This window comes from Corynebacterium sp. Z-1, assembly GCF_031844665.1.
In the GTDB taxonomy this organism is placed as follows: Bacteria; Actinomycetota; Actinomycetes; order Mycobacteriales; family Mycobacteriaceae; genus Corynebacterium; species Corynebacterium sanguinis.
Genome location: NZ_CP134621.1, coordinates 2,007,580 through 2,032,922, shown reverse-complemented (window position 1 = coordinate 2,032,922; position 25,343 = coordinate 2,007,580). Strand labels below are relative to the sequence as shown.

Genomic DNA, 25,343 nt, shown 5'->3' with positions numbered 1-25,343 from the left:
TAATGGGCGTGGAAACCATGATCCTGGCCAACATTCCTTCGCCGCCGCAGGGCGTCTGGCACATTGGACCGGTGCCCATCCGCGCCTATTCGTTGTGCATCATCACCGGCATCATCATCGCCCTGTGGCTGACGCTCAAGCGCTACAAGGCGAAGGGCGGGGACCCGGACGTGGTGTGGGACGCGGCGATCGTCGCGATTCCTGCCGGGATTATCGGCGGGCGCCTGTACCACGTGATCACGGACTACGACAAGTACTTCGGCCCGGGGCGCGATCCGTGGCAGGCGTTCAACGTGGCCGGCGGAGGTTTGGGCATCCTCGGTGCGGTGGCGTTGGGCACGCTCGCTGTGTGGGCGCTGTTTCGCTACAAGAAGGTCCCGCTCGCGCCGTTTGCCGACGCGGTCGCGCCGACGATCATTCTCGCGCAGGCCATTGGCAGGCTCGGCAACTGGTTCAACCAGGAGCTTTACGGCCGGCCGACGGACGTGCCGTGGGCGCTGGACATTTACTACCGCGTGGACGAGGCCGGTAACTACGCCCCGCTGACCGGCCGCTCCACCGGCGAGATCGTGGCCAGCGTGCACCCCACGTTCCTCTACGAGCTGGTGTGGAACCTCGCCGTGTTCGCCTTCCTGCTCTGGGCCGAGCGGGCCTGGCGCCTCGGCCACGGCCGCGTGTTCGCCCTCTACCTGGCCGGCTACGCCCTGGGGCGCTTTTTCGTCGAGCTCATGCGTGCCGACGAGGCCAACCTCATCCTGGGGCTACGCGTGAACACGTGGGTGTCCGGAATCCTCTTCGTCGTCGCGCTGATTATCTTCCTGCGGCTGCCGCGGGGGCAGGAAACGCCCGACGAGGTTGACCCCCGCAACGACCGGGAGGGAGAACCGGCCAGCGCCGATTCCGACTCAGCGAACCTGCCCGCGACGCGGTACGGTGGGGAAGCGCACGACGGCTCTAAGCCGCGCACTTATTGAACCTCGAGCGAAGCTGGTGCACGAAGTGGATAGAAGAACCAAAATTGTTTGTACGCTTGGCCCAGCCGTGGCCAGCAAGGAAGCTATCGTCGGTCTTGTCCGTGATGGAATGAACGTCGCTCGCCTCAACTTCTCCCACGGCGACCACGCGGACCACGAACGCAACTACCGGTGGGTGCGCGAGGCCACCGACGAAACCGGCCACGCGGTCGGGATCCTCGCCGATTTACAGGGCCCGAAGATCCGCCTCGGCCGCTTCGAGGAGGGCTCCACGCAGTGGGACACCGGAGAAGAGGTCCGCATCACCGTTGAGGACGTCGTGGGCACACACGACCGCGTCTCCACCACGTACAAGCAGCTCGCGGAGGACGCGAAGCCGGGCGATCGCCTGCTTGTCGACGACGGCAAGGTCGCACTCGTGGTCACCGAGGTCGATGGCAACGACGTCGTCGCCCGCGTCACCGAGGGCGGGCCGGTGTCCAACAACAAGGGCGTGTCCCTGCCGGGGATGAACATCTCCGTCCCGGCGCTGAGCGAGAAAGACATCGAGGACCTCAAGTTCGCGCTCAACTTGGGCGTCGATTTCATCGCGCTGTCGTTCGTGCGCTCGCCGTCGGATGTGGATCTGGTGCACGAGGTGATGGACGAGGTGGGTCGTCGCGTGCCGGTGATTGCGAAACTGGAAAAGCCCGAGGCTGTCGACGCGCTCGAGTCCATCATTCTGGCGTTTGACGCGGTGATGGTGGCGCGCGGCGACTTGGGCGTGGAGATCCCGCTCGAGCAGGTGCCGCTCGTGCAAAAGCGCGTAATCCAGATCGCGCGCGAGAACGCGAAGCCGGTGATCGTCGCTACGCAGATGCTCGACTCGATGATTGAGAATTCCCGCCCGACTCGCGCGGAGGCCTCCGACGTGGCGAACGCCGTGCTCGATGGGGCAGATGCGGTGATGCTGTCCGGCGAGACCTCCGTCGGTGTTGACCCGCACAACGTCGTGCGCACGATGAGCCGCATCGTGCGGGTAGCGGAGTCGATGGGCACCGTCCCACCGCTCAACCACATCCCGCGCACCAAGCGCGGCGTGATCGCGTACTCCGCGCACGACATCGCAACGCGCCTGAACGCGCGCGCGATCGTGACGTTTACCAAGTCCGGCGACACCGCGCGCCGCGTCGCTCGCCTGCACCCGGACCACCCGTTGCTGGTATTCACCCCGGTGCAGCAGGTGCGCTCGCAGTTGGCGCTGACGTGGGGCGCGGAGACCTTCTTGTGCCCGCAGACCAACGGCACTGATGAGATGGTCCGGTTGGTCGACGAGTACCTGCTCAGCATCGGAACCTACAGCAAGGGCGACACGATGGTGATCGTCGCCGGCACCCCGCCCGGAGTCAGTGGCACGACGAACACGATCCACGTCCACCAACTGGGCGAGGACACGCGCAACCCGTAGCGGGCGATTGCGCACCATAAACAAAGTTCCCGGCACCCATCAGGGGCCGGGAACTATTCACGTCGGATGAAGGGCGTTATCCAGCGACGGGGTCGAGGACGACCTTGATGCAGTTGTCCTCCTTGTCGCGGAACTTCTTGTACGCCTCTGGAGCTTCGGACAGCGGCACGCGGTGGGTTACCAGGTCATCGACACCGAGCGGATCGGAAGGATCCTCGACCAGCGGCATCAGGTCGGAGATCCACTTCTTCACGTTGCACTGGCCCATGCGCATCTGAATCTGCTTATCAAAAAGGGTCAGCAGTGGCATCGGGCTGGCCGCGCCGCCGTAGACTCCGCTGATGGAAATCGTGCCACCGCGGCGGACGAGGTCGATGGCCTCGTGCAAAGCGCTGAGGCGATCGACTCCTGCGGTCTCCATGACCTTCTGCGCCGCGGCGTCAGGAAGGAAACCGGCGGCGGTCTGAATGGCACCGCCGACGGGTGATCCGTGTGCCTCCATCCCCACGGCATCAAGCACCGCATCGGGGCCGCGGCCGTCGGTCATGTCTCGCAGCTCGGCGACAGTCTCATCACCGCCGGCGAATACCTCGATGCCGTGGCGTGCGGCCATCTCGCGGCGCTCCGCGACGGGGTCAATTCCGAACACGCGCGCACCCATGTGGCGTGCCATGCGGGCTGCCATCTGGCCGATCGGGCCAAGGCCGTACACGGCGATGGTGTCGCCCTCGCCCACGTCGGCGTACTTAACGCCCTGCCACGCGGTCGGCAGCACATCGCTGAGGAACACGTAGCGGTGATCCTCAAGTTCGTTGCCCACCTTGATGGCGCCGAAGTCGGCGTGCGGCACGCGCAGGTATTGGGCCTGGCCGCCGGGGACGGAACCGTAAAGCTCGGAGAAGCCGAGCAGGGAGGCGCCGGAGCCCTTCTCGGTGACCTGGGTGGTTTCGCACTGGGAGTACAAGCTGTGGTCACACATCCAGCAGTGACCGCAGGAGATGTTAAACGGCACGACGATGCGGTCGCCGACTTTCAGGCCGGACTCGGAGCCGGCCTCGACGACGCGGCCCATCGGCTCGTGGCCCATGATGTCGCCCTCGTTCATGTACGGGGCCAAAACGGAGATGAGGTGGAGGTCGGAGCCGCATACGCCGCTCGAGGTGACCTCAATAATCGCGTCAGTGGGTTTCTCAATCGTGGGGTCGTCGACTGTTTCAACTGAGACCTTACCGGCCCCTTGCCACGTCAGTGCTTTCATGTGTTAATCCTCTCGTCGTTTGCGGAGCACGAGGTCGGCGCGCTCACTGGGTACGTGAATCACGCTACGCCTAATGTGCGTGACGTGTCAGTAATCATTTTCAATTAGGGGGACTAAACGCACTGGCTGAGGTATTTCCGCATTTCAGCGGTCCCTTAAAAGTTACAAGAAATGTTGTCTAAGCGTCGGTACATGCTAAAAATCTAATTGTTTATACCGCCACCAGCTGCGCCACTCCGACTCGCCGGGGCTGCGAGGTAGAAGCACCACAGCGGTATGCGAGACGATCCGGCGCACCGGGCTGATCCCGTGCAGGGCGTTGAGAAACCACATCGGCTTGGCCGGATCGAGGACACCGTGCGCGACATCGCAGCCGAGCTTTTTGGCTCGCTCGACGACGAGCGCCTCGGTCGTGCTGGGCAGGCGCGTGGCTTCGGGTAGCACGAGGGTCCGGCCATTCCAGCCGACAAGCGTGCCGGTGGTGGTTTCCGCGAAGTCTCCGAGAATGACGTCGTCCGTCCCCGCGATGGCGTGCGTGCGCCGGTGCTCGGCGAGCCGCATCAGATCGGGGCCCTTGAGCAGCGGCATCGTTCTGGGATCCGGTGCGGACACCAGAGTCAGGTCGGTCGATTCTCGCACCGGCGGCGCTGGGCGGATGTCGAGGCGGAATCTTTCCTTGTACACCGAGATGCGGGGGAACAGATCGGCGGAGGCGTCGAGAAGCGCGAGCGCGTTTTCCCACATCCCGGCCGGAAGCGGGCCAGCCCCTGCGGCGAAGCGCATCCGGTGCAGCTCGAGCCCGCGGGCGCGGCCATATTCGTGGCGCCACGAGTCCGCGCAGTCGAAACCCTGCGGCGTATCACGCGTGGGAACCCAGCGGCCCTGCCACACGTAGGACGTCACGTCAGCCCCGCGATCACAGCGTTGGCCTTGAGCTGCAGCTCGGCGTATTCCGCATCGGCGCGAGAATCCCACACGATCGCGCCCCCGGCGCCCACTGTGAGCCGCTCACCCTGCTTGACCGCGGTGCGGATGACGACGCTGAGCTCCGCGTTGCCGTCGAAACCGAAATAACCGATCGCGCCCGAGTACACCCCGCGCGGGCCGGGCTCGAGGGCGTCGATAAGCGCGCACGTGCGCTCCTTCGGTGCCCCCGTCATCGAACCCGGTGGGAAGGTCGCGCGCACCAGGTCGATCAGCCCGCGGTCGGGACGCAACCGCCCGGTAATCGTGGAGACGAGCTGATGTACCGTGGCATACGTTTCCACGGTCATGAGCTGCGCAACGTCCACAGTGCCGGGGACGCACACGCGCGCGAGGTCGTTGCGCAGCAGGTCGACGATCATGAGGTTTTCCGCCCGCGTCTTGGCGTCTTCCTGCAGTTCTTGGGCTCGGCGCTCGCGCGGCAGAGTGCCTTTGATCGGTTTCGTTTCCACCCGGTCGCCGCGCACGCGGAGGAAGCGCTCGGGCGAGCTGGAGAGCACCTCGATACCGCCGAGGCGCAGGTACGCCCCGAAGGGCGCGGGGTTGGTTCTGCGCAGCCGCGAATACAGATCGATTCCCTCGCCTGCAACGCGGGCCTCGTAGGTGTCGGTGAGGCACACCTCGTAGGAGTCGCCGCGCTCCAGCGCCCGCTTTACCTCACCGAAGCGCGCTTCGTACTCGCCGCCCGCGAGCCGCCACGAGCCTTCGCTTATCGACGCCCGCCCGCGGTGCGCGGACCGGGTTGTCACCGCGTTGCGCAGAGCGGCCATCAGGTGTTTCACCTCAGCCGTCTTCTCGTCTCCCCGGGCACAGACCATGAGGTGAGCGCGTTCTTGGACATGGTCGTAGACGATGAAGGACTGCGGCCGGATAAAGTACGCGTCCGGGTGCGCTCTGGCGTGGGTCGGGGAAAGCCCCGGCAGGGTCAGCGCGGCGCATTCATAGCCGATGAAGCCGACCCAGCCGCCGCGAAACGGCAGGTCGGGGAGCGTACTGGCAGCCACGCCGGCGGAGAGCTCGTCGGCAAGCAGGCTCAACACGTCGGGTCCGGGATCCGTCAGGCGGTAGCTCAGCGTTTTCGACAGCGACCCAGCCGTCGAGCCGATGATGCTGAATCCGTCGCCGGTTGCGGAGTCCAGCCAGAAGGCGTCTCCGCTCGAGCCCATAAGCGCTCGCGCGGTAGCCTCTGTGTCGATTGCTTCAGCGACGCATTCGTGGTGCACTCTCCACGCGCCGAGGGCGAGGAAGTTGCGGAGCAGTTCCGCGCCGTACTCGGTCAGCACCGACTCGGGGTGGAACTGCACACCCCAGTGAGGCTGGCCTGCCACCTCGAGGCCCTGGACCACACCGTCCTCGCTGCGGGCGTGGACAACCACCCCGTCCGGGACGTTGTCGATGTGCAGCGAGTGGTAGCGCACGGCCGTGAAACTTTGCGGCAGCCCGGCGAAGATGCCCTCGCCGGAGTGGGTGATCGTGCTGGTGTATCCGTGCCTGGGGTCGGTGCGCCCGACCTCGGCCCCGGCGAGGTGGGCGAGGCCCTGATGACCCAGGCAGACCCCGAGGACGGGAATCCCGCCCGCCGCCTCGATCACGGCGCGCGAGCCCGCGAAGTCGGCTTCGCACGATGGGGTCCCCGGACCGGGGGAGATGACGATGTGGGAGAACTCACCCGCCTTTATGCGGCGGGGGAGGTCGAGGACCGTGACATCGTCCGCGCGCACGACCACCGGCTCGCTCCCGGAGACTTTGGCGATGAGGTGGGCGAGGTTGAAGGTGTAGGAGTCGCGGTTGTCGATAAGCAGGATCAAATGCGGGCACGCGCCTTTCATTGACGTCGCGGCAGCGCAGCTCGCCGTGCGCCGTCCGTGGTTGGGTGGAAAGTGTAGCCCAGTTGCCCAGCGAGACAGCAGCACAGGCGCCTTAGGGCGGGCGGGGAGGAGTAGGGTTTTTTCTAACGCATTCGCACGACGCTTTTGCTCCGCGCACCGCATGAACAAACGCGCCGCTGAAGTTCCGAAGAATCACGTGAAAAGGAGTGTGACGCTGGATGTACTTGGTGCCACGGGATAAGGAGAAGCTGCTGATTGTTGTCGCGGCAGATCTGGCCAGGCGTCGACAAGCGCGCGGGCTGAAACTGAACTACCCGGAGGCGACGGCGATCATCACCTACGAGCTTCTCGAAGGCGCGCGGGACGGGCGCAGCGTCGCCGAGCTGATGAACTGGGGAACAACGATCCTCACCCGCGACGACGTCATGGAAGGGGTGCCCGAAATGATTGAATCCGTGCAGGTGGAGGCGACCTTCCCCGACGGAACGAAACTGGTCACCGTCCACAACCCGATCCGCTAAGGAGTCACGATGAGCCCAGGAGAATACGTCCTCGCCAGCGAGCCCATTGAGTGCAACGCTGGCCGGGAGGCGATCGAACTAAAAGTCACCAACACCGGAGATCGTCCCGTGCAAGTCGGGTCCCATTACCACTTCGCCGAAATCAATCCATGCGTGGTTTTCGACCGGGATCGCGCGCTCGGACACCGGCTCGACATTCCGGCGGGCACCGCCGTGCGCCTCGAGCCGGGCGACTCCAGGACGGTTCGGCTCATTGCCCTCGGCGGCAAGCGCAAGGTCTACGGCTTCCACAACCTGGTCAACGGGCCGCTTGACGTGCGCAAGCCCGCGCGCGTCAACGTGATGGGAGAAGCCGGATACGGTTTTGCCGAGTACGGGGCCGACCTCTCGGATCCGAAGATCGTCGATAAGGAGGCTTAGAGCCCATGAGTTTCACAATGGACCGCGACAACTACGCGGGACTCTACGGCCCGACGACCGGGGACTCCGTCCGTTTAGCGGATACCGACCTGTTCGCCACCGTCGAGCACGATTACACCACGTACGGCGAGGAGGCCACCTTCGGCGGCGGTAAGGTCATCCGCGACGGAATGGGGCAAAACTCCCGCCACGTGCGCGGTGACAACGTGCCCGACCTGGTAATCACTAACGTGCTGGTCATCGACTACACCGGCGTGTACAAGGCCGACGTCGCGGTGCGCGACGGCTACATCTCGCAGATCGGCAAGGCCGGCAACATGGACGTGATGGACGGTGTCGACATCACCATCGGCGTGGCCACCGACATCATCTCCGGCGAGGGCAAAATCCTCACCGCGGGCGGAATCGACACCCACATCCACTTCATCAGCCCGGACCAGATCCCCACCGCACTCGCATCGGGGATCACCACCATGTTCGGCGGAGGCACCGGCCCGAGCGAATCCACCCGCGCCACAACGATCACCCCGGGCGAGTGGAACATCTTCAACATGCTGCGCTCCTTCGAGCACTACCCGATGAACTTCGGCATCCTCGGCAAAGGGCACGGTTCATCCGTCGCCCCGCTCGCAGAGCAGGTGCGCGCAGGTGCTGCGGGCCTGAAAGTTCATGAGGACTGGGGTGCGACACCGGCGTCGATCGATACCGCGCTCAAGGTCGCCGACGAGTTCGACATCCAGGTCGCCTTGCACACCGATACCCTCAACGAGGCTGGCTTCGTGGAAAACACCCGAAACGCCATCGGGGGCCGCGTCATCCACACCTTCCACACCGAGGGCGCCGGCGGTGGGCATGCGCCGGACATCATCAAACTCGCTGGGGAATCCAACATCTTGCCGGCATCGACCAACCCGACGCTTCCATACACCGTCAACACCGTCGACGAGCACCTCGACATGCTCATGGTGTGCCACCACCTCAACCCCAACCTGCCGGAGGATGTTGCGTTTGCTGATTCGCGCATCCGTCCCGAGACGATCGCTGCGGAGGACGTGCTGCACGACATGGGGATTTTCTCGATTACCTCCTCCGACTCCCAGGCGATGGGGCGCGTCGGCGAGGTCATCATCCGCACCTGGCAGGTCGCTGATTCGATGAAGAAGCAGCGCGGCAAGCTCGCCGAGGACGAGGGAATCTACGGCGACAACTTCCGCATCCGCCGCTACATTGCCAAGTACACGATTAACCCGGCCATCGCGCAAGGCATCGATGACTGGGTCGGTTCGGTCGAGGTGGGCAAATTCGCCGACCTCGTGCTGTGGGAGCCGCAGATGTTCGGCGTACGCCCCGAGTCCGTGATCAAGGGCGGCCAGGTCGTCTACACCGCACTCGGCGACCCCAACGCCTCGATCCCGACGCCCCAACCGAACATGTACCGCGAATCCTTCGGCGCCCACGGGCTTGCGCTTTACCGCTCGTCGATCACGTTCATGTCCCAGGCCGCCATCGAGCGCGGCGTACCGGAGATCCTGCAGCTGCGCAAAAAGGTGCGCCCCGTCCACGGGATCAGGAACTTGACCAAGGCGGATTTGAAGCTCAACGACGCCACTCCCACGATCGCGGTGGACCCGGAGACCTACGAGGTCACGGTCGACGGCGAGCGGATCACCTGCGAGCCGGCGGCGACGGTCCCGCTGGCCCAGCGCTACATGCTGTTCTAGGAGGAAGTCTCATGATCATCACCGAGATTGCAGGCACCATCGACGATCCCGAGATGGCGCGTCGCCTCGAGGGGGCGCACGTGGAAAAGGTCTCGCTGCCGAGCGAGGACCTGGTCAAGCGCATCCAGCGGGTGAGTACGGACCACGGGCGCGAGCTCGGCATCCGGCTGGTGCCGGGCGCGCCCGACCTGAAAGACGGCGACGTGTTGCTTCTCGAGCAAAACGAGGGCGGGCTCAACGCGGTGGTGGTGGCGACGCTTCCGAGCGACGTCATCGTCATCCGCCCCGACTCCATCCGCCAGATGGGGTTTGTCGCGCACTCGCTGGGAAACCGCCACCTGCAAGCCCAGTTCTTCGGCGCTGAGAGCGAGTTCGGCGCCGAGGTCATGGTGGTGCTCTACGACCACACTGTGGAGGACTTCCTCGCCCACCACGGCGTCGCGTTCGAGCGCCGCGAGCGCGTCATGGAAGTGCCCTTCCGCCACGCGGAGCACACCCACTGATGGCGGATGTGGCCCGCCTGCTCACCGGCATGCAGTTGGCAGATTCAGCGCTGCCGACCGGGGCGTTCGCGCACTCCTTCGGTTTCGAGAGCTACCTCGAAACCGGAGCGATCGATAGCGCCGAGGGCTTTGCGCGCTGGCTGGAGTCCTTTATCGGCCAGCAGCTGACGTTTACCGACGCGCTGGCGGTCCGTGTGGTGATCGCCGCGCGGGAAGCGCACGAGGTCGAGCGCCTTGATCAGCTGGTCACCGCCCAGGCCCTGCCCGCCCAGGTGCGCGAGGCCGGGATGACGATGGGCAAGCGCATGCTCACCATCTCGGCGGCGAACTACCCCAGCGATGCCCTTTCCGCCTACGCCGAGGCTCTCAAGGCGGGCCGCGCGTTCGGCCACCCGGCGATCGTGTGGGCGCTCGTGGCGCGGGATGCGGGCATCGACTCCGATACCGCGGTGGCCCAGCACGTCTACGCCTGCGTCATCTCGCTGGTGCAAAACGCCGTGCGCGCCATCCCGCTCGGGCAAAACGCCGGGCAGCGCCTCATCCGGCAGGCGCAGCCGTGGGTGGTGGGCGCGGTGGAGGCGTCGCAAAGCTTGCGCGAAGAAGACCTCGGTGCGATCGCGCCGGGCTTGGAGATCGCGCAGATGAACCACGAGCGCCAGCTTTCGCGCTTGTTTATGAGTTAAGGAGAAATCACATGGATCCGGTCATTATCGGCGTCGGCGGCCCCGTCGGGGCGGGAAAGACGCAGCTGCTCGAGCGCATTTCGCGCGCGGTCGAGGGTGAGTTGCACATGGCGGCGATCACCAACGACATTTACACCATCGAGGATGCGCACATCCTGGCGCGCAACTCCGTGCTTGACGACGCCCACATCGTCGGCCTGGAGACAGGCGGCTGCCCCCACACCGCGATCCGCGAGGACACCTCCATGAACGAGGCGGCCATCGAGGAGCTGAAGTCCCGCTTCCCGGACCTTGACGTCATCTTCGTCGAATCCGGCGGAGACAACCTCTCGGCGACGTTCTCGCCGGAGCTGGTGGACTTTTCCATCTACATCATCGACGTCGCCCAGGGCGAGAAGATCCCGCGCAAGGCGGGCCAGGGGATGATCAAGTCCGACCTGTTCATCATCAACAAGACCGACCTCGCGCCCTACGTCGGCGCCGACCTGGCGGTGATGGAGCGCGACTCGCAGGTGTTCCGCAAAGACAAGCCGTTCGCGTTTACCAACTTGAAGACCGACGAGGGCCTCGACCGGGTGCTGGACTGGCTGCGTCACGACGCCCTCATGCTGGACCTCAACCAGTGAGGGGAGGCCGCCTGCGCCTGCGCGTCGCCCGCGACGCGTCCGGCAGGAGCTTTGCGGCGCAGCAGGAGTTCTCCGGCGCGCTGCGGGTGATCCGCCCGCACTACCTCGACGACTCCGGCCAGGTCACCTACACGGTGATCAACCCTGGCGGGGCGTACTTCGGCGCGGATTCCTACTCGTTGGACTTCGACGTCGAAGACGCCGCCTCGCTTTTGGTGACCACCCAGTCGGCCACGAAAGTCTACCGCACCCCGCAAGGCCCGGCCGTCCAGCGGATGCGGGTGAACGTGGGGCGCGATGCGACGTTCGAGTACCTGCCCGACCAGCTCATCGTCTACCGCGAGGGCACCTACCGCCAGGAGTCCGTGGTGGTGATCGAACCGTCATCGCGGCTGGTGATGGGGGAGATCGTCACACCGGGGTGGTCACCGGAAGGAACGGCGTTTTCCTTCGACGAGCTGCGCATGCGCACCGAGCTGCGGCTCGCGGCACCTGGCGGGGAGAGGCCGTTCGCGGTGGACAACCTGCGGCTCATCCCGGCGGCCGGCGACCTCGGTATGGGAGTGATGGAGGGATACAGCCACAGCGGGCAGCTCATCGTCGCCGGCCCGCATCTCGCCTCGCGTGCCGACGCCCTCGCCGACGCCGTCGACACCGCGCGCTCGCCGAACTTGCACTGCGCGATCAGCCGCATCGGCGCGCCGTGGCCGGGAGCGCCCGCTGCTTTTTCGATCCGTTCGCTCGCATCGAATACCGCCGACATCGCCGCGCTTAACGCCGCGGTGGTCGAGATGTGCCGCGAGGCGGACGGCCGCGGGCCGCTGCGGCTGCGCAAATATTAGTGCAAGTTTGAGACGTTTTCCTAAGTGCAAGGAGGCAATCGCACCATGAGCGCGCTGAATATGCGCACCCCGGCGGGCGCCGTCGCGCCGGTGCTGCGCGGTGTATCCCAGATTTTCTTTATCGCCGACTGGCGTACGGGCCTGCTCGTCACCGCCGGGGTGGCGGCGTACAACCCGGTGGCGGCCCTTTTCATGCTGCTCGGCGCCGCCGCGCAGGAGGTTGGCGCGTGGGCGATGGGGCAGGACCGGCAAACACGGAGCGAGGGCATCGCGGGCTTCAACGGGGCCCCTCGTCGGTGTTGTCTCGTGGCTTGTGGCACCGGCTATCGCGCCGGGGGTGTTGCTCGCGGTATGCGGCGGCTTCGCCACCGTCGTTGTCTTCGGGCTTGTTGAGCGGGCCTTCAGCGCTCCCGCCTTGGCACGCATCGGCCTGCCTGTGTCCACGGCGCCGTTTTGTCTGCTTGCTTCCGCGATTTTCCTGCTCATCCCGACTCAGTCCGCGGGGGCGGGCCCGACCTCGGACGGTGGTGTGATCGAGGGGTTCGGCCTGGGAGTGCTCAATGGCTTCGCGGAGGTCGTGCTTGCCGACGGCCCCCTTACCGGCGCACTCATCCTCGCCGGTGTGGCCCTGGGGGCGCCCGCGGTGGCGGGGTTCGGTCTGCTCGGGGCGGTCATTGCCACCGCCGCGGCCGACGTGGTTGTCGGTATCGAGCCCGCATCGACTGGGCTGATGACGTACTCCGGTGTGCTCACAGCCATGGCGCTGGGGGCGGTTGTCCCGGTCGCATCGTCGCTGAAGTCGCGCGTCGGTTGGGCCGCGGCCGGGGTGCTGGTGAGCGTGGCGCTGACCGCCGCGCTACGTAGCGATTCCCTGCCAACGTTCACGTGGCCGTTCCTCTTCTCAACGTGGGTTGTCCTGGCCGCTGCTGCGGTGGGTAGATGCCGGCGCCGGGATGGTTCAGGCGCGCGCTAGGAGGCGTTGAACAAACATTTGCCGGTGAGTCCATTGTGGGTGCCGTTAGCGCCAACTCCGTGCCAGCAGGTAGAGGCGTCACGTTGCAAGACCTGGAAGCGGACGTTCCTGGCGGACACATGTTCAGGTGTGGTGGCGTCGCCAAACCTGGCCCACCCCCCGAGGCGGCAGCCACAGTCAACGTTCATGCGGTGATGGCTGCGGTGGCCGCTTAAGAGAAGTGTTGTGCCACGCTTCACGGACTGGCGCCTTATGTGCGGCGAATTGCGAGTCCCTGCTGAGCAAGCCCGTCAGCCGCCCACGACGAACCTAAAAAACCCGCACCACCGAGCGAGCCGTACCGCAGGACCCGAACGGAACATCACGCTGATGAGCCTTCTAGCTTCCCGCGTGCCCGGCGCCGAAGAAGTGCAGCAGCTCGTGGACGCGGTCGTCGTGCATCCCGTAGAAAACCGATCGGCCCTCGCGCCGAGCGGTGACCGTGCCCGCGGCCTGAAGGGCCCGCAGCGCAGCCGATGCGGTCGCCAGTCTGATCCCAGTGGCCTCGGCGAGTTCGCCGACGGTCAGCGCGTGCTGCCCGGAGAAGTGGATCGCGCAGAGGAGTTTGAGGCGTGTGGCGTCGCCAAGCAGGCGAAACGTCGGCGCCCACTCGTCGGCGATGGCGATGGTGTGTTCGAGATCAGACATTCCGGCTCCTCACAGGATCGATTATCCACCGGGGGGAGTAGTGTGTGCTTGTGCGCAATAGTCTAATGATCAATTGAATGACCGATTTGGGAGGTTCCCATGGGCGACACGCTGGGGCTGCAGCGCGCACGCACCCGCGCGCTGGGGTGGTCGGCCGCGGTATTGTCCGCAACGGTCGCCGTCTGCGTGATCGCCGTGGCCGCCGGCCCCACGGTCGTACCCCCGGGAGTCGCCGCCGACGTCATCGGCCGCCACCTCGCGGGCGCTGCGATCCCCGAGGAACTGGGCACGTACAGCAGCGTTGTCTGGGACATCCGCCTGCCGCGGGTCCTGCTCGGGGCGACGGTGGGTGCGGGGTTGGCGGTGGCCGGCGTCGTGCTTCAAGCGCTGGTGGCCAACGTGTTGGCTGATCCCTACATCCTCGGGATCAACGCCGGAGCGTCGACGGGCGCGGCGGCCGCGATCCTCTTCGGGGTCGGCACCGGGATCTTCGGCGCGCTCGCGCTGCAGGCGATGGCTTTTTTCGGTGCCGCCGCCGCATCCGTGCTCATGCTTGCTCTGGCGCGGGGCGGGGGCGGGTTGTCGTCGGCACGCTTGCTCATGGGCGGGGTGGCTGTCGGCTACGCGCTCACGGCCGTGACCTCCCTGCTCGTCTTCGCCTCCGATAACGCGCAGGGCGCGCGTTCGGTGATGTTTTGGTTGCTGGGCTCGCTGTCCATGGCCGCCTTCGGTCCGGTCCTCTGGGCCACCATCGCGGTGGTTTGTGCCTGCTGCCTGGCTTTTTGGGTTCTGGGCACGCGTATCGACGCCCTCACGCTCGGCGACGACGCCGCGCGCACCCTCGGGGTGAACCCGGATCGCACCCGGCTTATCTTCGTCGTGGTGTGCTGCATCATGGTCGGTGCCGTGGTGTCGGTGGCCGGCTCGATCGGGTTCGTCGGCCTCGTCGTCCCCCACATCGCCCGCCGCCTCGTCGGCGGTCTGCACCGTCGCGTCCTCCCCGTCGCGGCCGCGCTCGGTGCGGGCCTTACCGTGGCCGCCGACGTGGCCTCGCGCACGCTCTTGGCACCCCAGGAGATCCCGATTGGCGTGCTCACCGCGCTGGTGGGCGCCCCGCTTCTGGTCGTTCTGGTGGCACGATCGGGGGAGAGGCAGTGATCGAGGCATGCGGCATCGAGTACCGCTCCATCCTGCGCGGGGTAGACGCGCAGTTTGCGGACCGGGGAGTCACCGGCATCGTCGGGCCGAACGGGGCGGGCAAGACAACCCTGCTGAAGTGCTTGTTCGGCGCGCTCACACCGACGGCGGGCAGGGTGCGTATCGACGCCGCGGACCTCACCACACTCTCCCCGCGCGACCTCGCCCGAAGGGTCGCGGTGGTGAGCCAGGAGCCATCATTCAACGACCGGTTGAGCGTGGCCGAGCTCGTCTCGCTCGGGCGCCTGCCGCACCGGGACCGGCGCGGCCGCGGGGAAGAAGAGGTCGCCACCGCGCTGGAGCAGTTGGGCTTGCTGGAGCTGGCGCACCGGCAGATCGCGCGGCTGTCCGGCGGGGAGCGGCAGCGCGCGATGATCGCCCGCGCGCTCGCGCAGCGCCCGCGCTACCTGCTTCTCGACGAACCCGGCAACCACCTCGACATCCACCACCAGCTCGACCTCTTCCACATTCTGCGCGAGTTCGACGGCGGCGCCGTGGTGGTCCTCCACGACCTCAACCAGGCGCTGGCCTACTGCGATGTGGTCTACGTCCTGGCTGACGGTCGCGTCGCCGCCGCGGGAGCCCCGCGCGAAGTGCTCGTCCCCGAGGTGCTCGAGCCGATCTACAACGTCCGCGTCCACCGCGCGGGCAACCATGTGACATTCACACGAGAGGAACAACCGTGAAACCCACCTTCGCCTTAACCGGGATGACTCTTGCGGCCGCAACGCTGCTGTGCTCCTGCGCGCCGGCCCCGCACTTCGAGGCCGCCTACACCGTGGCCAACTGCGGGCGCGAGGTGGCGTTTACCCACGCCCCCGAGCGCGTCGTGCTGCAGGACTCCACAGCGGTGGCCACGCTGGATGGCCTCGGCGTGCTTGACAAGGTCGTGGCCAAGTCGGGCTTCTTCCCGCCCGAGTACTTCACCGATGCCGTCAACGCCCAGCTCGACGCCATTGCGTCGCTGTCAGACCGCCTCAACAACACCGGGCACATCCAGATCACCAAAGAGGCCGTCATGGCCGAAAACCCCGACCTCATCATCGGCTACAGCGACACCGTCAACCCGCAGACCGCCGGGGAAGTCCCGATTCTCTCCGAGCCGGGGTTTTGCGGTGAGATCACCTCCGCGAGCTGGGCGGATGTCGACGCCCACATCGACCTCTACGCCCGCGCGATGGGCGTGCCGGAACGCGCCGGGGCGGTGAAGGAGGGCGTCGATACGCGCGTAGCCCAGCTCGATGCCTCCGTGGGCTCGGGCAGAAGCGTCGCGTTCGTCTACCCCGGAGTCGAGGGCGGGACGACCTACGGCTACGGCGCGGCTTCGATGGCGGCGCCGGTGTCCGAGTCGCTGGGCCTGCGCAACGTCTTCGCGGATGTCAGCGAGCGCGTCTTCGAGATCAGCGCCGAGCAGCTCGTTGCGGCGAACCCCGACGTCATCGTCGTGCTCAACTCAGGCGAGGACAACGCCGCAGGCGCCGTGACCTCCCTGCCCGGGGCGGACTCGATCGCGGCGGTGCGCTCGGGAGCGGTAATTCCGATGTACCTGTCATTTGTCGAACCGGCCTCACCGCTGAGCGTGGCAGGAGCCGAGGAGTTGCAGCGGGTGCTCGAGCTAAAGAGCTAGTACTCCACCCGATCGGAGTTGGCCGCCCACGCCTCGAAGGGCGCGTTGGACTGATCCAGCGGCACGTGGCGGAAGGGTGAGGGATCCGGGACACGCCCGACCATGACGTCGGAGATGAAGGAATCGTCGAAACCCGCGTCGGCGGCCTGAGTGTATGTCGCGGCGTAGTAGACCTCATCGATGCGGGCCCAGCGAATCGCCGCGAAACACATCGGGCACGGCTGGCCCGAGGCGTACAGCACGGCCCCCGATAACTGGTGGGTGCGTTGCGCCCGCGCGGCGGCGCGGATCGCCTGAATCTCGGCGTGCGCCGAGGGGTCACAGCGCGAAACTACCTCGTTGTGCCCCTCGTAGACGCCGCGTTCCGTAACCACCACGCACCCGAACGGGCCACCGCCCGTTCGCGCCGACTCCACGGCAATCTCGACCGCGCGCGCGAGGTGATCCATTACCGGCCCTCAATCGGCGTGCGCTCGAGCTTCCACACCTCGGTGGCGTAGTCGTTGATCGTGCGGTCGGAGGAGAAGCGGCCGGATGAGCAGATGTTGATCCAGCACATCCGCGCCCAGTGGTCCGGATCGGCGTAAAACTCCTCGCTCATGCGGTCGCGGGTGGCGCGGTAGTCGGCGAAGTCCCCCAGCACGTAATACACGTCGGGCTCGGCGCCCTGGCCGTCGAGAAGCGAGCCGCGGATGTCGTGGAAGACGCCGGTGGAGGCGTCGTCAAGCGTGCCATCGACGAGCGCGTCGAGCACGCGCTTGAGACCCGGGACGGACTCGTAGAGGGCGTGCGGGTTGTAGCCGCGCTTGAGCTCGGGCAGCTCCTCCTCGCGCGCACCGAAGACGTAGGCGTTGTCTTCGCCGACCGCTTCGACGATCTCGACGTTCGCGCCGTCCATCGTGCCCAGGGTCAGCGCACCGTTCATCATGAACTTCATGTTGGACGTGCCCGATGCCTCCTTGCCGGCGGTGGAGATCTGCTCGGAGATGTCGGTGGCCGGGATGATCTGCTCAGCGGGGGAGACGTTGTAGTTCTCCACGAACACCACCGTCAGGTACTTCGACACCTCGGGGTCGTTGTTGACCAGCTCTGCGATGGAGTTGATCAGCTTGATAATTCCCTTGGCGCGCGTGTAGCCGGGAGCGGCCTTCGCACCGAAAATGAACGTGCGCTTCGGCACGTCACGTTCCCCGTCGTCCTTGATGCGGAAGTACAGATCGAGGATGTACAGGGCGTTCATCAGCTGGCGCTTGTACTCGTGCAGGCGCTTGATCTGGGTGTCAAAGATGGAGTCAGGGTCGATCTCGATGCCCTGGTGCTCGTAGATCCACGCGGCGAAGTCGCGCTTATTCGCGTCCTTGATCTCGCGCAGCTCGCGCATCACCTCTGCATCGTCGGCGAAGTGGCGCAGCTCCTTGAGCTTGGGCAGGTCCGTGACCCAGGCATCCGATCCCAGCAGACGGTCGAGCAGGGCGGACAGTCGCGGGTTGCACATGCGCAGCCAGCGGCGCGGGGTCACGCCGTTGGTCTTGTTGTTGAAGCGCTCCGGGTACATCTCGTACCAGTAGTTCAGCGTCTCGCGCTTGAGAATCTCGGTGTGCATCGCCGCCACGCCGTTGACGGAGTAGGAGCCGTAGCAGGCGATCCACGCCATGTGGACCTGCCCGTCGTGCACGGGCGAGAAGTGGTGCGCCGCCTCCGGGGCGATGCCGCGCGACTCCATGTCGATGCGGTATCGGCGGTCGATCTCCACCACGATCTCCCAGATGCGCCAGAAGAGCTGCTTGAAAATCGCCACGTCCCAGCGCTCCAGCGCCTCCTCCAGCACTGTGTGGTTGGTGTAGGCGAAGGTCTTCGTGGTCACCTCCCACGCATCCTCCCAACCCATGCCGTGGGAGTCCATGAGCAGGCGCATCAGCTCGGGGATGCCCAGCACCGGGTGGGTGTCGTTGAGCTGCACGGAGTTGTACTTGTGGAAGTCGCGAAGGTCCTCGCCGTGATGGACGATGTAGTTGTCAATCATCTCCTGCAGCGAGGCGGAGACGAAGAAGTACTGCTGGCGCACGCGCAGCACCTTGCCCGCGAAGGTGGTGTCGTTCGGGTAGAGCACACGCGTCAGATCGTGAACCGCCTCGCGCTCCAGGATGGCGTCGGAGAAGCGCTGCGAGTTGAACGCGTCGTAGTCGAACTCATGCATCGGCTTGGCGTCCCACAGCCGCAGCGTGCCGACGTTCTTGGTGCCGTAGCCGGTGATCGGCATGTCGTAGGGCACCGCGCGCACGCTCATGTCGTCGAAGGTGACCACACGCTGCTGCGTGCCGCGGCGCACGATGAACGGGTAAAAGGATTCCTTCCAGGCGTCCGGGTGCTCCTTTTGGAAGCCGTTGACAAACTCCTGGCGGAAGAGGCCGTAGCGGTACAGCAGGCCGTAACCGGTCAGCGGGTACTCCAGGGTTACGGCGGAGTCGAGGAAGCAGGCGGCGAGGCGGCCCAGGCCACCGTTGCCCAGCGCGGCGTCGTGCTCGGCGTCGAGCACGTCGGTGAGGTTGAAGCCGTGCTCGTTTGCTACCTGCTTGGCCTCGTCGACAAGCCCGAGGTTGGTGAGGTTGTTCAGCAGCGCGCGGCCCTGGAGGAACTCGGCGGAGAAGTACGCTTGACGACGCGTCGCCGCGTAGGCCTTGCGCGTCGCGTCCCAATCATCAGCGATTTGGTCGATAACGGCCGCGGACAAACCGGTCCAGTACTTCTTAACGGTTGAATTCTTCGGTGTCGCCCCGGAAAACCCCCGGACGTGGCCGGGGATGGATTCGACGAATGTTGGCTGGGCGGATTCGGACATTGTCGCCACCTTCGGTGTCGTGTGCTGGTGTAGTCAGCTACCGAGCCTACCGGGATAGCGTTATCCCGCCAGATAAGTCAGCACCGCGGCCGCGGCCGCGCGGGTCGCGGCGTTGATCGTCGGCTCGTACTCCGGCAGGAAGTTGGCCATGTGGTTGACCGGCACGTCCTCCGCCACCCTGTCGGCGGCAACAGCCACGTCCCACTGCTCGCGCGGGGTGCAGCCGATCAGCCAGAAGAAGTAGGGCACGCCGAACGCCATGGGAATGAACGGGAAGTCCTCCGACACCGTCTTGCGCGGGGCGTTGACCGAGTCCTTGCCGAACACCGCGTCGAAAGTGGGGCGAACCTTGCTGTAAACGGTGGCGTCGTTGGTCAAGAGCTCGCCGTGGGCGAAGTACTCGATGGTGGGCTTTTCTGTCATGCCGGACGCGAGCACCTCGGCGTGGACGACGCGCTCGATGGAGGCGCACACTTTCTCCTTCGTCTTGTCGGAGTAGAAGCGGCAGTTCAGCGTCAACTCCGCGCTGGCCGGGATGATGTTGGTCACCGAGCCGGCACGCATGGTGCCCACGGAGATCACAGCGAAGTCGTTCGGGTCCACTTCGCGGCCCACAATCGCCTGCATCCGGGTGATGATCATCGCCGCGGTGTACGTCGGGTCGATAGCGTTGTGCGGCATCGAGCCGTGCGCGCTGCGCCCGGGGATAACGATGCGGATCGAGTCGCAGGCCGCAAACTGGGGCCCTGCCTTGGACATCACCTGGCCGGCGCGGCCCGGCATGACGTGCTGGCCGAAGCACACTGCGGGGCGCGGCACGCGGCTGGTCAGGTCGTCATCGACCATGGACATCGCGCCTTCCGAGGTTTCTTCCCCGGGCTGGAACAGCGCCACGAACGTGCCCGACCAGCTGTCACGGGTGTGGTCGAGGAAATCGCACAGGCTCAACAGCGCGGTGGTGTGGATGTCGTGGCCGCAGGCGTGCATGGTGCCCACGGTTTTCCCGTCGCGCCCGGTCATCATCTTGTGGGAGGCGTAGGATACGTTGGTGTCCTCGGTGACGGGCAGGCCATCGAAGTCGGCGCGGAAGAGCACCGTCGGCCCCTCGCCGTTGCGGAACACCGCCACCACCCCGTAGGTGCCGATGGGGCTAATGACCTCGCAGTCAAAGCGTTTGAGCTCGTGGAGGATCCGGCGGTGCGTCTCCTCCTCCTGCATGGACAGCTCGGGGTTGGCGTGCAGCAGCTCGTAGAGCCGGCGCTGCCACACGGGGTCCACTTCGTAGCTGTCCAGTATGGCGCTGATGTCGTTCACTGTGTTCCTTTTCACTTCCTCCGCTTGTGTACCCGCCACCCTAGCTAGGTCAGCCGCGGGTTGTAGCGCAAGACGTTGCGCGCCGGGTGGCACTCGGTGGCGATCCTGATGTCGGCAGCAATCGCGCCCGCTTCTCGACGCCCATACAAACGCGTCACCATCCGATCCCGAATGTCGGTCGGCGACAGCGTGTTGACGTAAATTTTTGTCCCGCCCTCGAAACCGGCGAGGGTGGACACGCGCCACTTCAGGTTCACGCGCAGCGGCATGGGCACGTCCACGTCGACAGGCTTGTGGTGCCACTCCTCGTTGCACGCGACGTCGGGCCCCGTCGCCGCGTGCGCGGCGTGCAACAGGTCGGAAAAACCGCGGACTTCCGTATCGCTCATGTCCCACGGGTGCGTCGCGGCGGACTTGGAGTAGATGCTCATGGTGGGGTAGCGGTGCCCGATGCCTGCGATCAGGATTGCCTCGTCGTTTTCCGCGATGACGAGGTTGTTGTAAAACGCGTAGTTGACTCCCCACTCGTTGTACATGTTGAGGTTCTGCCGCAGCTTGGCCAGCTCCATCTCGCCCTGCACGCCGCGCTCGTCGATAGCCACGAGCTGTTTGTGCAGGTGGTCGAAGGAAGCGCCCGCCGGGGCGAGCCAGTTTTGGAAGACCACCACGTAGGGCGCGTAGCGGTTGCGGTCGTAGAGCTCGTGCATGGAGGCAATGGTGAAGGAGATAAACGCGTAGTGCTCGTCCACCGACAGGGTGCCGGAGGAGGCGAGCTGGGAGGAATCGGTGGCGTCGTCGACGAAGTGGCGCCGCGCGATGATCACGTCGTGCCCACCGCCGAAGTAGGCTGGGGCGAGCGCGAGCAGTTCCTCCTCGCTGACGTCGGCGCTTTTGCCGCTGGCGCGCAGGCGGGTGCGCACGGTGTCGAAGACGTGCTCGCGCCCGGCGGGGTCGCCCAGGTAGCGCTCCATGTGTCGCTGCTGCTCGTCGGGCATGACGTAGCCGTAGTTCTTGTTCCAGTAGTCGTACGAGACGATCTCAAACAGGTTGGGTACGCGGCGGAACTCGGCGCGGGTGGCGGCCAGCTCGTGGGGCAGGAGGTTTTTCAAGATGCGCCAGCCGGCGTCGTCGCGGACGATGCGCGCCTTCTCCGGCGGTGTGGACAGCGCGTGGGCCTCGCAGAAGTTGCAGCTGTGGGTGAAGTCGTGCGGCGTCAGCTCCGTCGGGTCCTTGGTAGCGGTGGACAATGGGCGGTTGCCGCGACCCGGCACCGTCCACACTTCGGTGCCCGAAAAGGGGTTGATCTGCTTGATCGTCCCGTCCGCCATGGTGGTAAGGGCATTGCGGTAGGGGTGCGCGGGGAAGGTCATGACGTTAAAGCGTATTAGCTAACCTAGCGTCATGCCCGTCATCCAATTCGACGTTCTCGTGCCCGACGCCGCCGCCGGCGAGGTTGAAGGCGCCTTCGCCCGCGCCCTCGACATCCTGGTCTCCCGCGGCATGCTCGACTCGGCCTCGGTCAGCCACGAGTCGCACCCGCTTCTCGACGCCCACACCCACGCCCAGCTCAAGGGAGTCTACGAGGCCGACCGCGGTGAAGACCCGGATGAGGCCGGGGCGCAGCCGCACCGTTTCTCCATTTCGGCTGCCGGCGCGTCGAGCTACAACCAGCTCGCGATGGGGCTCTCGCGCATCCTCACACCCAAGGCGCAGCTGCCGCGCGACCCGGCTGCCCTGGAGCAGGAGCAGCGCTTTGAGCAACCGTCGATCTACCCCTGGGTCGTGGAGATCCTGCGGTAGCATGCAGCGACCTCCGCGCCGGCGCGGGTGAGTTGCTCCTGCACGTCGTCCAGCTCCTCGAGCGTGACGGTCACGGCCGGGTTGGCGGAGTCGACCTCGGCCTCGAAGGAGCCGGCCACCACCGCGGCCACGGCGTCCGTGTGGGAAACGAGATCGAGGACCGTTTTCACCACCTTGCCCTCGGCGGTTTGCGAGTCGAAGCGCCCCTCGCCGGTGACAACGAGCGAAGCCGTCGCGACTTTGTCGGCGAGATCGTTCGCCTGGGCCATGACCTGGGCTCCCGGCAGCACGCGCACGTGCTCCTCCGTGCCGTGCAGGAGCTTCGACACCCAGCTCAGGCCCACTGCGATCCCGCCCGCAGCGCCGTAGCCGGGGCGGGATCCGTCGACGCCGGTAACTTCGCACAACTGGGCCAGCGCGCGGTCGAGCTTTTCCACGTCCTCCTCGCTCGCGCCCTTTTGTGGCCCGAAGATGCGCGCCGCGCCGCGCTCGCCGGTGGCGGGGACGAGGGCGTCGGCAAGCAGGATCCACTCCATGGAGGCGGCGGGGATGTTCATCTTCGCCGTGTCGAAGTCGGCGAGGTCGACTAGGGCGCCGCCGCCGGGCGGGAGGTTGTAGCCCGCGGCGTTGAGCGGATTGACCCCGAGCGCGACGAGGATGCCGGTGCCGCCGTCGACGGTGGCCGATCCGCCGAGGCCGAGCACGATGCGGCGCGCGCCGCGGGTCTCGGCGTCGGCGATGAGCACGCCCGTGCCGTACGTGTCGCCTGTCATCGCGACGGGGTTGTCCTTGACCGCGGGCATCCCGGTCGCCGCGGCGACGTCGATGTAGGCGGTTTCGGTTTCGGCATCAAAGGTGTAGGTCGCCTCGGTGAGCCGGCCCGCCGCGTCGGTGGTGGGCAGCGTGATGCGCTCGCCCTCAAACAGGCTTGACGTTCCTTCTCCGCCGTCGGCCATGGGGACGGCGATGATGTTCGCGTCTTGGATCACGCTGGTGATGCCGTCGGCAAGCCAGCTCGCGGCCTGCTGAGCGCTCGCCGTTCCCTTGAACGCGTCGGGCGCGATGACGACAGTGGGGGATCCTTGCGTGATACGCGTCATAGTGCTCCTTGGAAGTAGTGGTTCAAGCGTGGTAAATGTGCTGCTGGGGCCCACTTTAGCGCCGCGGTTCAGCGGCCGACCAAGGTGCCCGGTCTTAACGGAGTCGGCGCCCGGCCTTGCGGACGCCGATGCGCCTTGTAGTGTGGGGAGGGTTAAAACCTGCTGTACGCTAGGTATATTTGTTCAACGCGAGGATGAACCAGGGCCCTGCTCGACGCGGGCCGCTGGAGATCATCCACGGAAAGGGATTCGCATGACCAATATCGATCAAGAAGTGGCCAGCTACTACGACAAACTTCTCAAGCGCAACGCCGGCGAGCCGGAGTTCCACCAGGCGGTCGCCGAGGTGCTCGACTCGCTCAAGATCGTGCTGGAGAAGGACAGTTACTACGCCGACTACGGCCTGATTGAGCGTCTGTGCGAGCCCGAGCGCCAGATAATCTTCCGCGTGCCGTGGGTCGACGACAACGGCCAGGTCCGCGTCAACCGCGGCTTCCGTGTGCAGTTCAACTCGGCGCTCGGCCCCTACAAGGGCGGCCTGCGCTTCCACCCATCGGTGAACCTGGGCATCATCAAGTTCCTGGGCTTCGAGCAAATCTTCAAGAACTCGCTGACCGGCCTGCCCATCGGCGGCGGCAAGGGCGGCTCCGACTTCGACCCGAAGGGCAAGTCCGAGCACGAGATCATGCGCTTCTGCCAGTCCTTCATGACGGAGCTGTGGCGCCACATCGGTGAGTACCGCGACGTCCCGGCCGGCGACATCGGCGTCGGCGGCCGCGAGATCGGCTACCTGTTCGGACAGTACCGCCGCCTGGCCAACCAGCACGAGTCCGGCGTTCTCACCGGCAAGGGCCTGAGCTGGGGCGGATCCCTCGTGCGCACCGAGGCCACCGGCTACGGCTGCGTCTACTTCACCGACGAGATGATGAAGGCCCGCGGCGAGTCCCTCGACGGTGCCAAGGTCATCGTGTCCGGCTCCGGCAACGTGGCGATCTACGCCATCGAAAAGGCCCAGGAGCTCGGCGCGACCGTGATCGGCTTCTCCGACTCCTCCGGCTGGGTGGAGACCCCGAACGGCGTGGACATCGAGCTGCTTAAAGACGTCAAGGAGGTCCGGCGCGAGCGCGTTGGCACCTACGTCGACGACGCCGAGGGCGCGACCTTCCACTCCGACGGCAGCATCTGGGACCTCAGCGCCGACGTCGCACTGCCGTGCGCGACCCAGAACGAGCTCAACGGCGAGCACGCGAAGAACCTGGTCGCCAACGGCGTGCGCTACGTCGCCGAGGGCGCGAACATGCCCTCGACCCCGGAGGCCGTCGAGGTCTTCCGGGAGAACAGGGTCAGCTTCGGGCCGGGCAAGGCCGCCAACGCTGGTGGCGTGGCAACCTCCGCGCTGGAGATGCAGCAGAACGCCTCGCGCGATTCCTGGACCTTCGATTACACGGACGACCGCCTTCATAAGATCATGTCGAACATCTTCAAGGTCGCCGACGAGACCTCCAAGGAGTACGGCCGCGAGGGCGACTACATCGTCGGCTCGAACATCGCCGGCTTCAAGAAGGTCGCCGACGCGATGCTTGCTCAGGGCGTTATCTAGCCTCTTTGCTGGGGTGTGTCCCTGGTCGCTTGAGCGGCGGGGCCTGCTGTGTAATGCGCAGTTTGGCCCCGCGGGCTGTTTGCGACCAGGGGCTTTGCTGTGTCTGGTGGGTGGATTGCGCGGTTTAAACTGCGCGGATGCGTGGGGTGGGGCGGTTTTTGGGTCGGGCGCGCGCTTGGGTTCCTAGTCGTGGATGGGCGGGGCCGACTGCGCAATGTGGACTGCGCAATTTAGCTGAGCGGGCCTGTTGCGACCAGGGACTTTGCTGACGCAAATTTACTAAATTGCGCAGTCCAAACTGCGCGGACGCGTTGCTGGCCGCCCGAGACCTACGGCAAGCGCGCCGGTGTTGTTTGTGGGGCGGGTGAGGGCTGTGTTCCTGGTCATGGATGGGCGGG

23 protein-coding genes and 1 pseudogene are annotated in these 25,343 nt (G+C 65.9%); 15 read left to right on the top strand and 9 right to left on the bottom strand.

The window, feature by feature from the left end:
- Positions 1 to 8 precede the first annotated feature (8 nt).
- Together lgt and pyk are read left to right on the top strand one after the other, a co-directional pair.
- The gene (lgt, locus tag RIU96_RS09900) at positions 9 to 974 is read left to right on the top strand and encodes a prolipoprotein diacylglyceryl transferase (RefSeq protein WP_259810741.1); all 966 of its coding nucleotides are present in this window, start codon (positions 9 to 11) and stop codon (positions 972 to 974) included.
- A gap of 25 nt (positions 975 to 999) precedes the next feature.
- Complete coding sequence (gene pyk / locus RIU96_RS09895; protein ID WP_144740586.1) at positions 1,000 to 2,421, top strand: pyruvate kinase; 1,422 nt, start codon at positions 1,000 to 1,002, stop codon at positions 2,419 to 2,421.
- Between the two features lie 76 nt (positions 2,422 to 2,497).
- On the opposite strand, the gene RIU96_RS09890 is transcribed toward pyk, so the two are convergent.
- The 3 genes from RIU96_RS09890 to pabB all read right to left on the bottom strand — a co-directional run bounded on the left by RIU96_RS09890 (position 2,498) and on the right by pabB (position 6,492).
- Positions 2,498 to 3,679, bottom strand: a complete 1,182-nt coding sequence (locus tag RIU96_RS09890; protein ID WP_144779068.1) for a zinc-dependent alcohol dehydrogenase — start codon at positions 3,677 to 3,679, stop codon at positions 2,498 to 2,500.
- 195 nt (positions 3,680 to 3,874) lie between these two features.
- Positions 3,875 to 4,582 carry an aminotransferase class IV gene (locus RIU96_RS09885; RefSeq protein ID WP_259810739.1) on the bottom strand — a complete coding sequence of 236 codons (708 nt, stop codon included), beginning with the start codon at positions 4,580 to 4,582 and terminating at the stop codon, positions 3,875 to 3,877.
- Positions 4,579 to 6,492 carry an aminodeoxychorismate synthase component I gene (gene pabB, locus RIU96_RS09880; RefSeq protein WP_311204923.1) on the bottom strand — a complete coding sequence of 638 codons (1,914 nt, stop codon included), beginning with the start codon at positions 6,490 to 6,492 and terminating at the stop codon, positions 4,579 to 4,581. The genes RIU96_RS09885 and pabB overlap by 4 nt, the downstream gene beginning before the upstream one ends.
- A gap of 218 nt (positions 6,493 to 6,710) precedes the next feature.
- Between pabB and RIU96_RS09875 the strand changes: the two genes are divergently transcribed.
- The 8 genes and pseudogenes from RIU96_RS09875 (at position 6,711) to RIU96_RS09835 (ending at position 12,781) form a co-directional block, all read left to right on the top strand.
- Positions 6,711 to 7,013, top strand: coding sequence for an urease subunit gamma (locus RIU96_RS09875; protein ID WP_006840009.1), 303 nt, complete (start codon positions 6,711 to 6,713; stop codon positions 7,011 to 7,013).
- 9 nt (positions 7,014 to 7,022) lie between these two features.
- Positions 7,023 to 7,433, top strand: a complete 411-nt coding sequence (locus RIU96_RS09870; protein ID WP_311204922.1) for an urease subunit beta — start codon at positions 7,023 to 7,025, stop codon at positions 7,431 to 7,433.
- 5 nt (positions 7,434 to 7,438) lie between these two features.
- The gene (ureC, locus tag RIU96_RS09865) at positions 7,439 to 9,154 is read left to right on the top strand and encodes an urease subunit alpha (protein WP_311204921.1); all 1,716 of its coding nucleotides are present in this window, start codon (positions 7,439 to 7,441) and stop codon (positions 9,152 to 9,154) included.
- A gap of 11 nt (positions 9,155 to 9,165) precedes the next feature.
- Entirely contained in the window at positions 9,166 to 9,657 is a 492-nt protein-coding gene (gene ureE / locus RIU96_RS09860) for an urease accessory protein UreE (protein WP_259789471.1), read from the top strand.
- The gene (locus tag RIU96_RS09855; RefSeq protein ID WP_144689130.1) at positions 9,657 to 10,340 is read left to right on the top strand and encodes an urease accessory protein UreF; all 684 of its coding nucleotides are present in this window, start codon (positions 9,657 to 9,659) and stop codon (positions 10,338 to 10,340) included. Before ureE ends, RIU96_RS09855 begins: the two co-directional genes overlap by 1 nt.
- Positions 10,341 to 10,351: 11 nt before the next feature.
- Complete coding sequence (gene ureG, locus RIU96_RS09850) at positions 10,352 to 10,966, top strand: urease accessory protein UreG (protein WP_144318114.1); 615 nt, start codon at positions 10,352 to 10,354, stop codon at positions 10,964 to 10,966.
- Positions 10,963 to 11,808, top strand: coding sequence for an urease accessory protein UreD (locus RIU96_RS09845; RefSeq protein ID WP_136651565.1), 846 nt, complete (start codon positions 10,963 to 10,965; stop codon positions 11,806 to 11,808). The genes ureG and RIU96_RS09845 overlap by 4 nt, the downstream gene beginning before the upstream one ends.
- A 45-nt stretch (positions 11,809 to 11,853) precedes the next feature.
- Positions 11,854 to 12,781: pseudogene (locus RIU96_RS09835) on the top strand (urea transporter).
- Between the two features lie 378 nt (positions 12,782 to 13,159).
- On the opposite strand, the gene RIU96_RS09830 reads toward RIU96_RS09835, so the two are convergent.
- Positions 13,160 to 13,468 (bottom strand): ArsR/SmtB family transcription factor, encoded by a 309-nt coding sequence (locus tag RIU96_RS09830; RefSeq protein ID WP_144822537.1) that lies wholly within the window; start codon positions 13,466 to 13,468, stop codon positions 13,160 to 13,162.
- A gap of 99 nt (positions 13,469 to 13,567) precedes the next feature.
- On the opposite strand from RIU96_RS09830, the gene RIU96_RS09825 reads away from it, so the two are divergent.
- The 3 genes from RIU96_RS09825 to RIU96_RS09815 are packed head-to-tail and all read left to right on the top strand — an operon-like array spanning position 13,568 to position 16,292.
- Positions 13,568 to 14,626 (top strand): FecCD family ABC transporter permease, encoded by a 1,059-nt coding sequence (locus tag RIU96_RS09825; protein WP_311204920.1) that lies wholly within the window; start codon positions 13,568 to 13,570, stop codon positions 14,624 to 14,626.
- Entirely contained in the window at positions 14,623 to 15,351 is a 729-nt protein-coding gene (locus RIU96_RS09820; RefSeq protein ID WP_311204919.1) for an ABC transporter ATP-binding protein, read from the top strand. Before RIU96_RS09825 ends, RIU96_RS09820 begins: the two co-directional genes overlap by 4 nt.
- Positions 15,348 to 16,292 carry an ABC transporter substrate-binding protein gene (locus tag RIU96_RS09815; protein ID WP_311204918.1) on the top strand — a complete coding sequence of 315 codons (945 nt, stop codon included), beginning with the start codon at positions 15,348 to 15,350 and terminating at the stop codon, positions 16,290 to 16,292. Before RIU96_RS09820 ends, RIU96_RS09815 begins: the two co-directional genes overlap by 4 nt.
- Here RIU96_RS09815 and RIU96_RS09810 read toward each other — a convergent pair.
- The 4 genes from RIU96_RS09810 to RIU96_RS09795 are packed head-to-tail and all read right to left on the bottom strand — an operon-like array spanning position 16,289 to position 21,815.
- Positions 16,289 to 16,741 carry a nucleoside deaminase gene (locus tag RIU96_RS09810; RefSeq protein WP_311204917.1) on the bottom strand — a complete coding sequence of 151 codons (453 nt, stop codon included), beginning with the start codon at positions 16,739 to 16,741 and terminating at the stop codon, positions 16,289 to 16,291. The genes RIU96_RS09815 and RIU96_RS09810 overlap by 4 nt on opposite strands.
- Complete coding sequence (locus RIU96_RS09805) at positions 16,741 to 19,131, bottom strand: glycogen/starch/alpha-glucan phosphorylase (protein WP_311204916.1); 2,391 nt, start codon at positions 19,129 to 19,131, stop codon at positions 16,741 to 16,743. Before RIU96_RS09805 ends, RIU96_RS09810 begins: the two co-directional genes overlap by 1 nt.
- Positions 19,132 to 19,191: 60 nt before the next feature.
- Positions 19,192 to 20,445, bottom strand: coding sequence for an amidohydrolase (locus RIU96_RS09800; RefSeq protein WP_181730216.1), 1,254 nt, complete (start codon positions 20,443 to 20,445; stop codon positions 19,192 to 19,194).
- A 44-nt stretch (positions 20,446 to 20,489) separates the two neighbouring features.
- A complete protein-coding gene (locus tag RIU96_RS09795; RefSeq protein WP_311204915.1) occupies positions 20,490 to 21,815 on the bottom strand; it encodes a DUF4921 family protein in 1,326 nt (441 codons plus the stop codon).
- 31 nt (positions 21,816 to 21,846) lie between these two features.
- Here RIU96_RS09795 and RIU96_RS09790 point away from each other — a divergent pair, with 31 nt between their 5' ends.
- Positions 21,847 to 22,245, top strand: coding sequence for a hypothetical protein (locus RIU96_RS09790; protein WP_181730218.1), 399 nt, complete (start codon positions 21,847 to 21,849; stop codon positions 22,243 to 22,245).
- Here RIU96_RS09790 and RIU96_RS09785 read toward each other — a convergent pair.
- Entirely contained in the window at positions 22,215 to 23,345 is a 1,131-nt protein-coding gene (locus RIU96_RS09785; RefSeq protein WP_311204914.1) for a glycerate kinase, read from the bottom strand. The genes RIU96_RS09790 and RIU96_RS09785 overlap by 31 nt on opposite strands.
- A gap of 253 nt (positions 23,346 to 23,598) precedes the next feature.
- Between RIU96_RS09785 and gdhA the strand changes: the two genes are divergently transcribed.
- Entirely contained in the window at positions 23,599 to 24,945 is a 1,347-nt protein-coding gene (gene gdhA, locus RIU96_RS09780) for an NADP-specific glutamate dehydrogenase (RefSeq protein WP_144689118.1), read from the top strand.
- Positions 24,946 to 25,343: the final 398 nt, after the last annotated feature.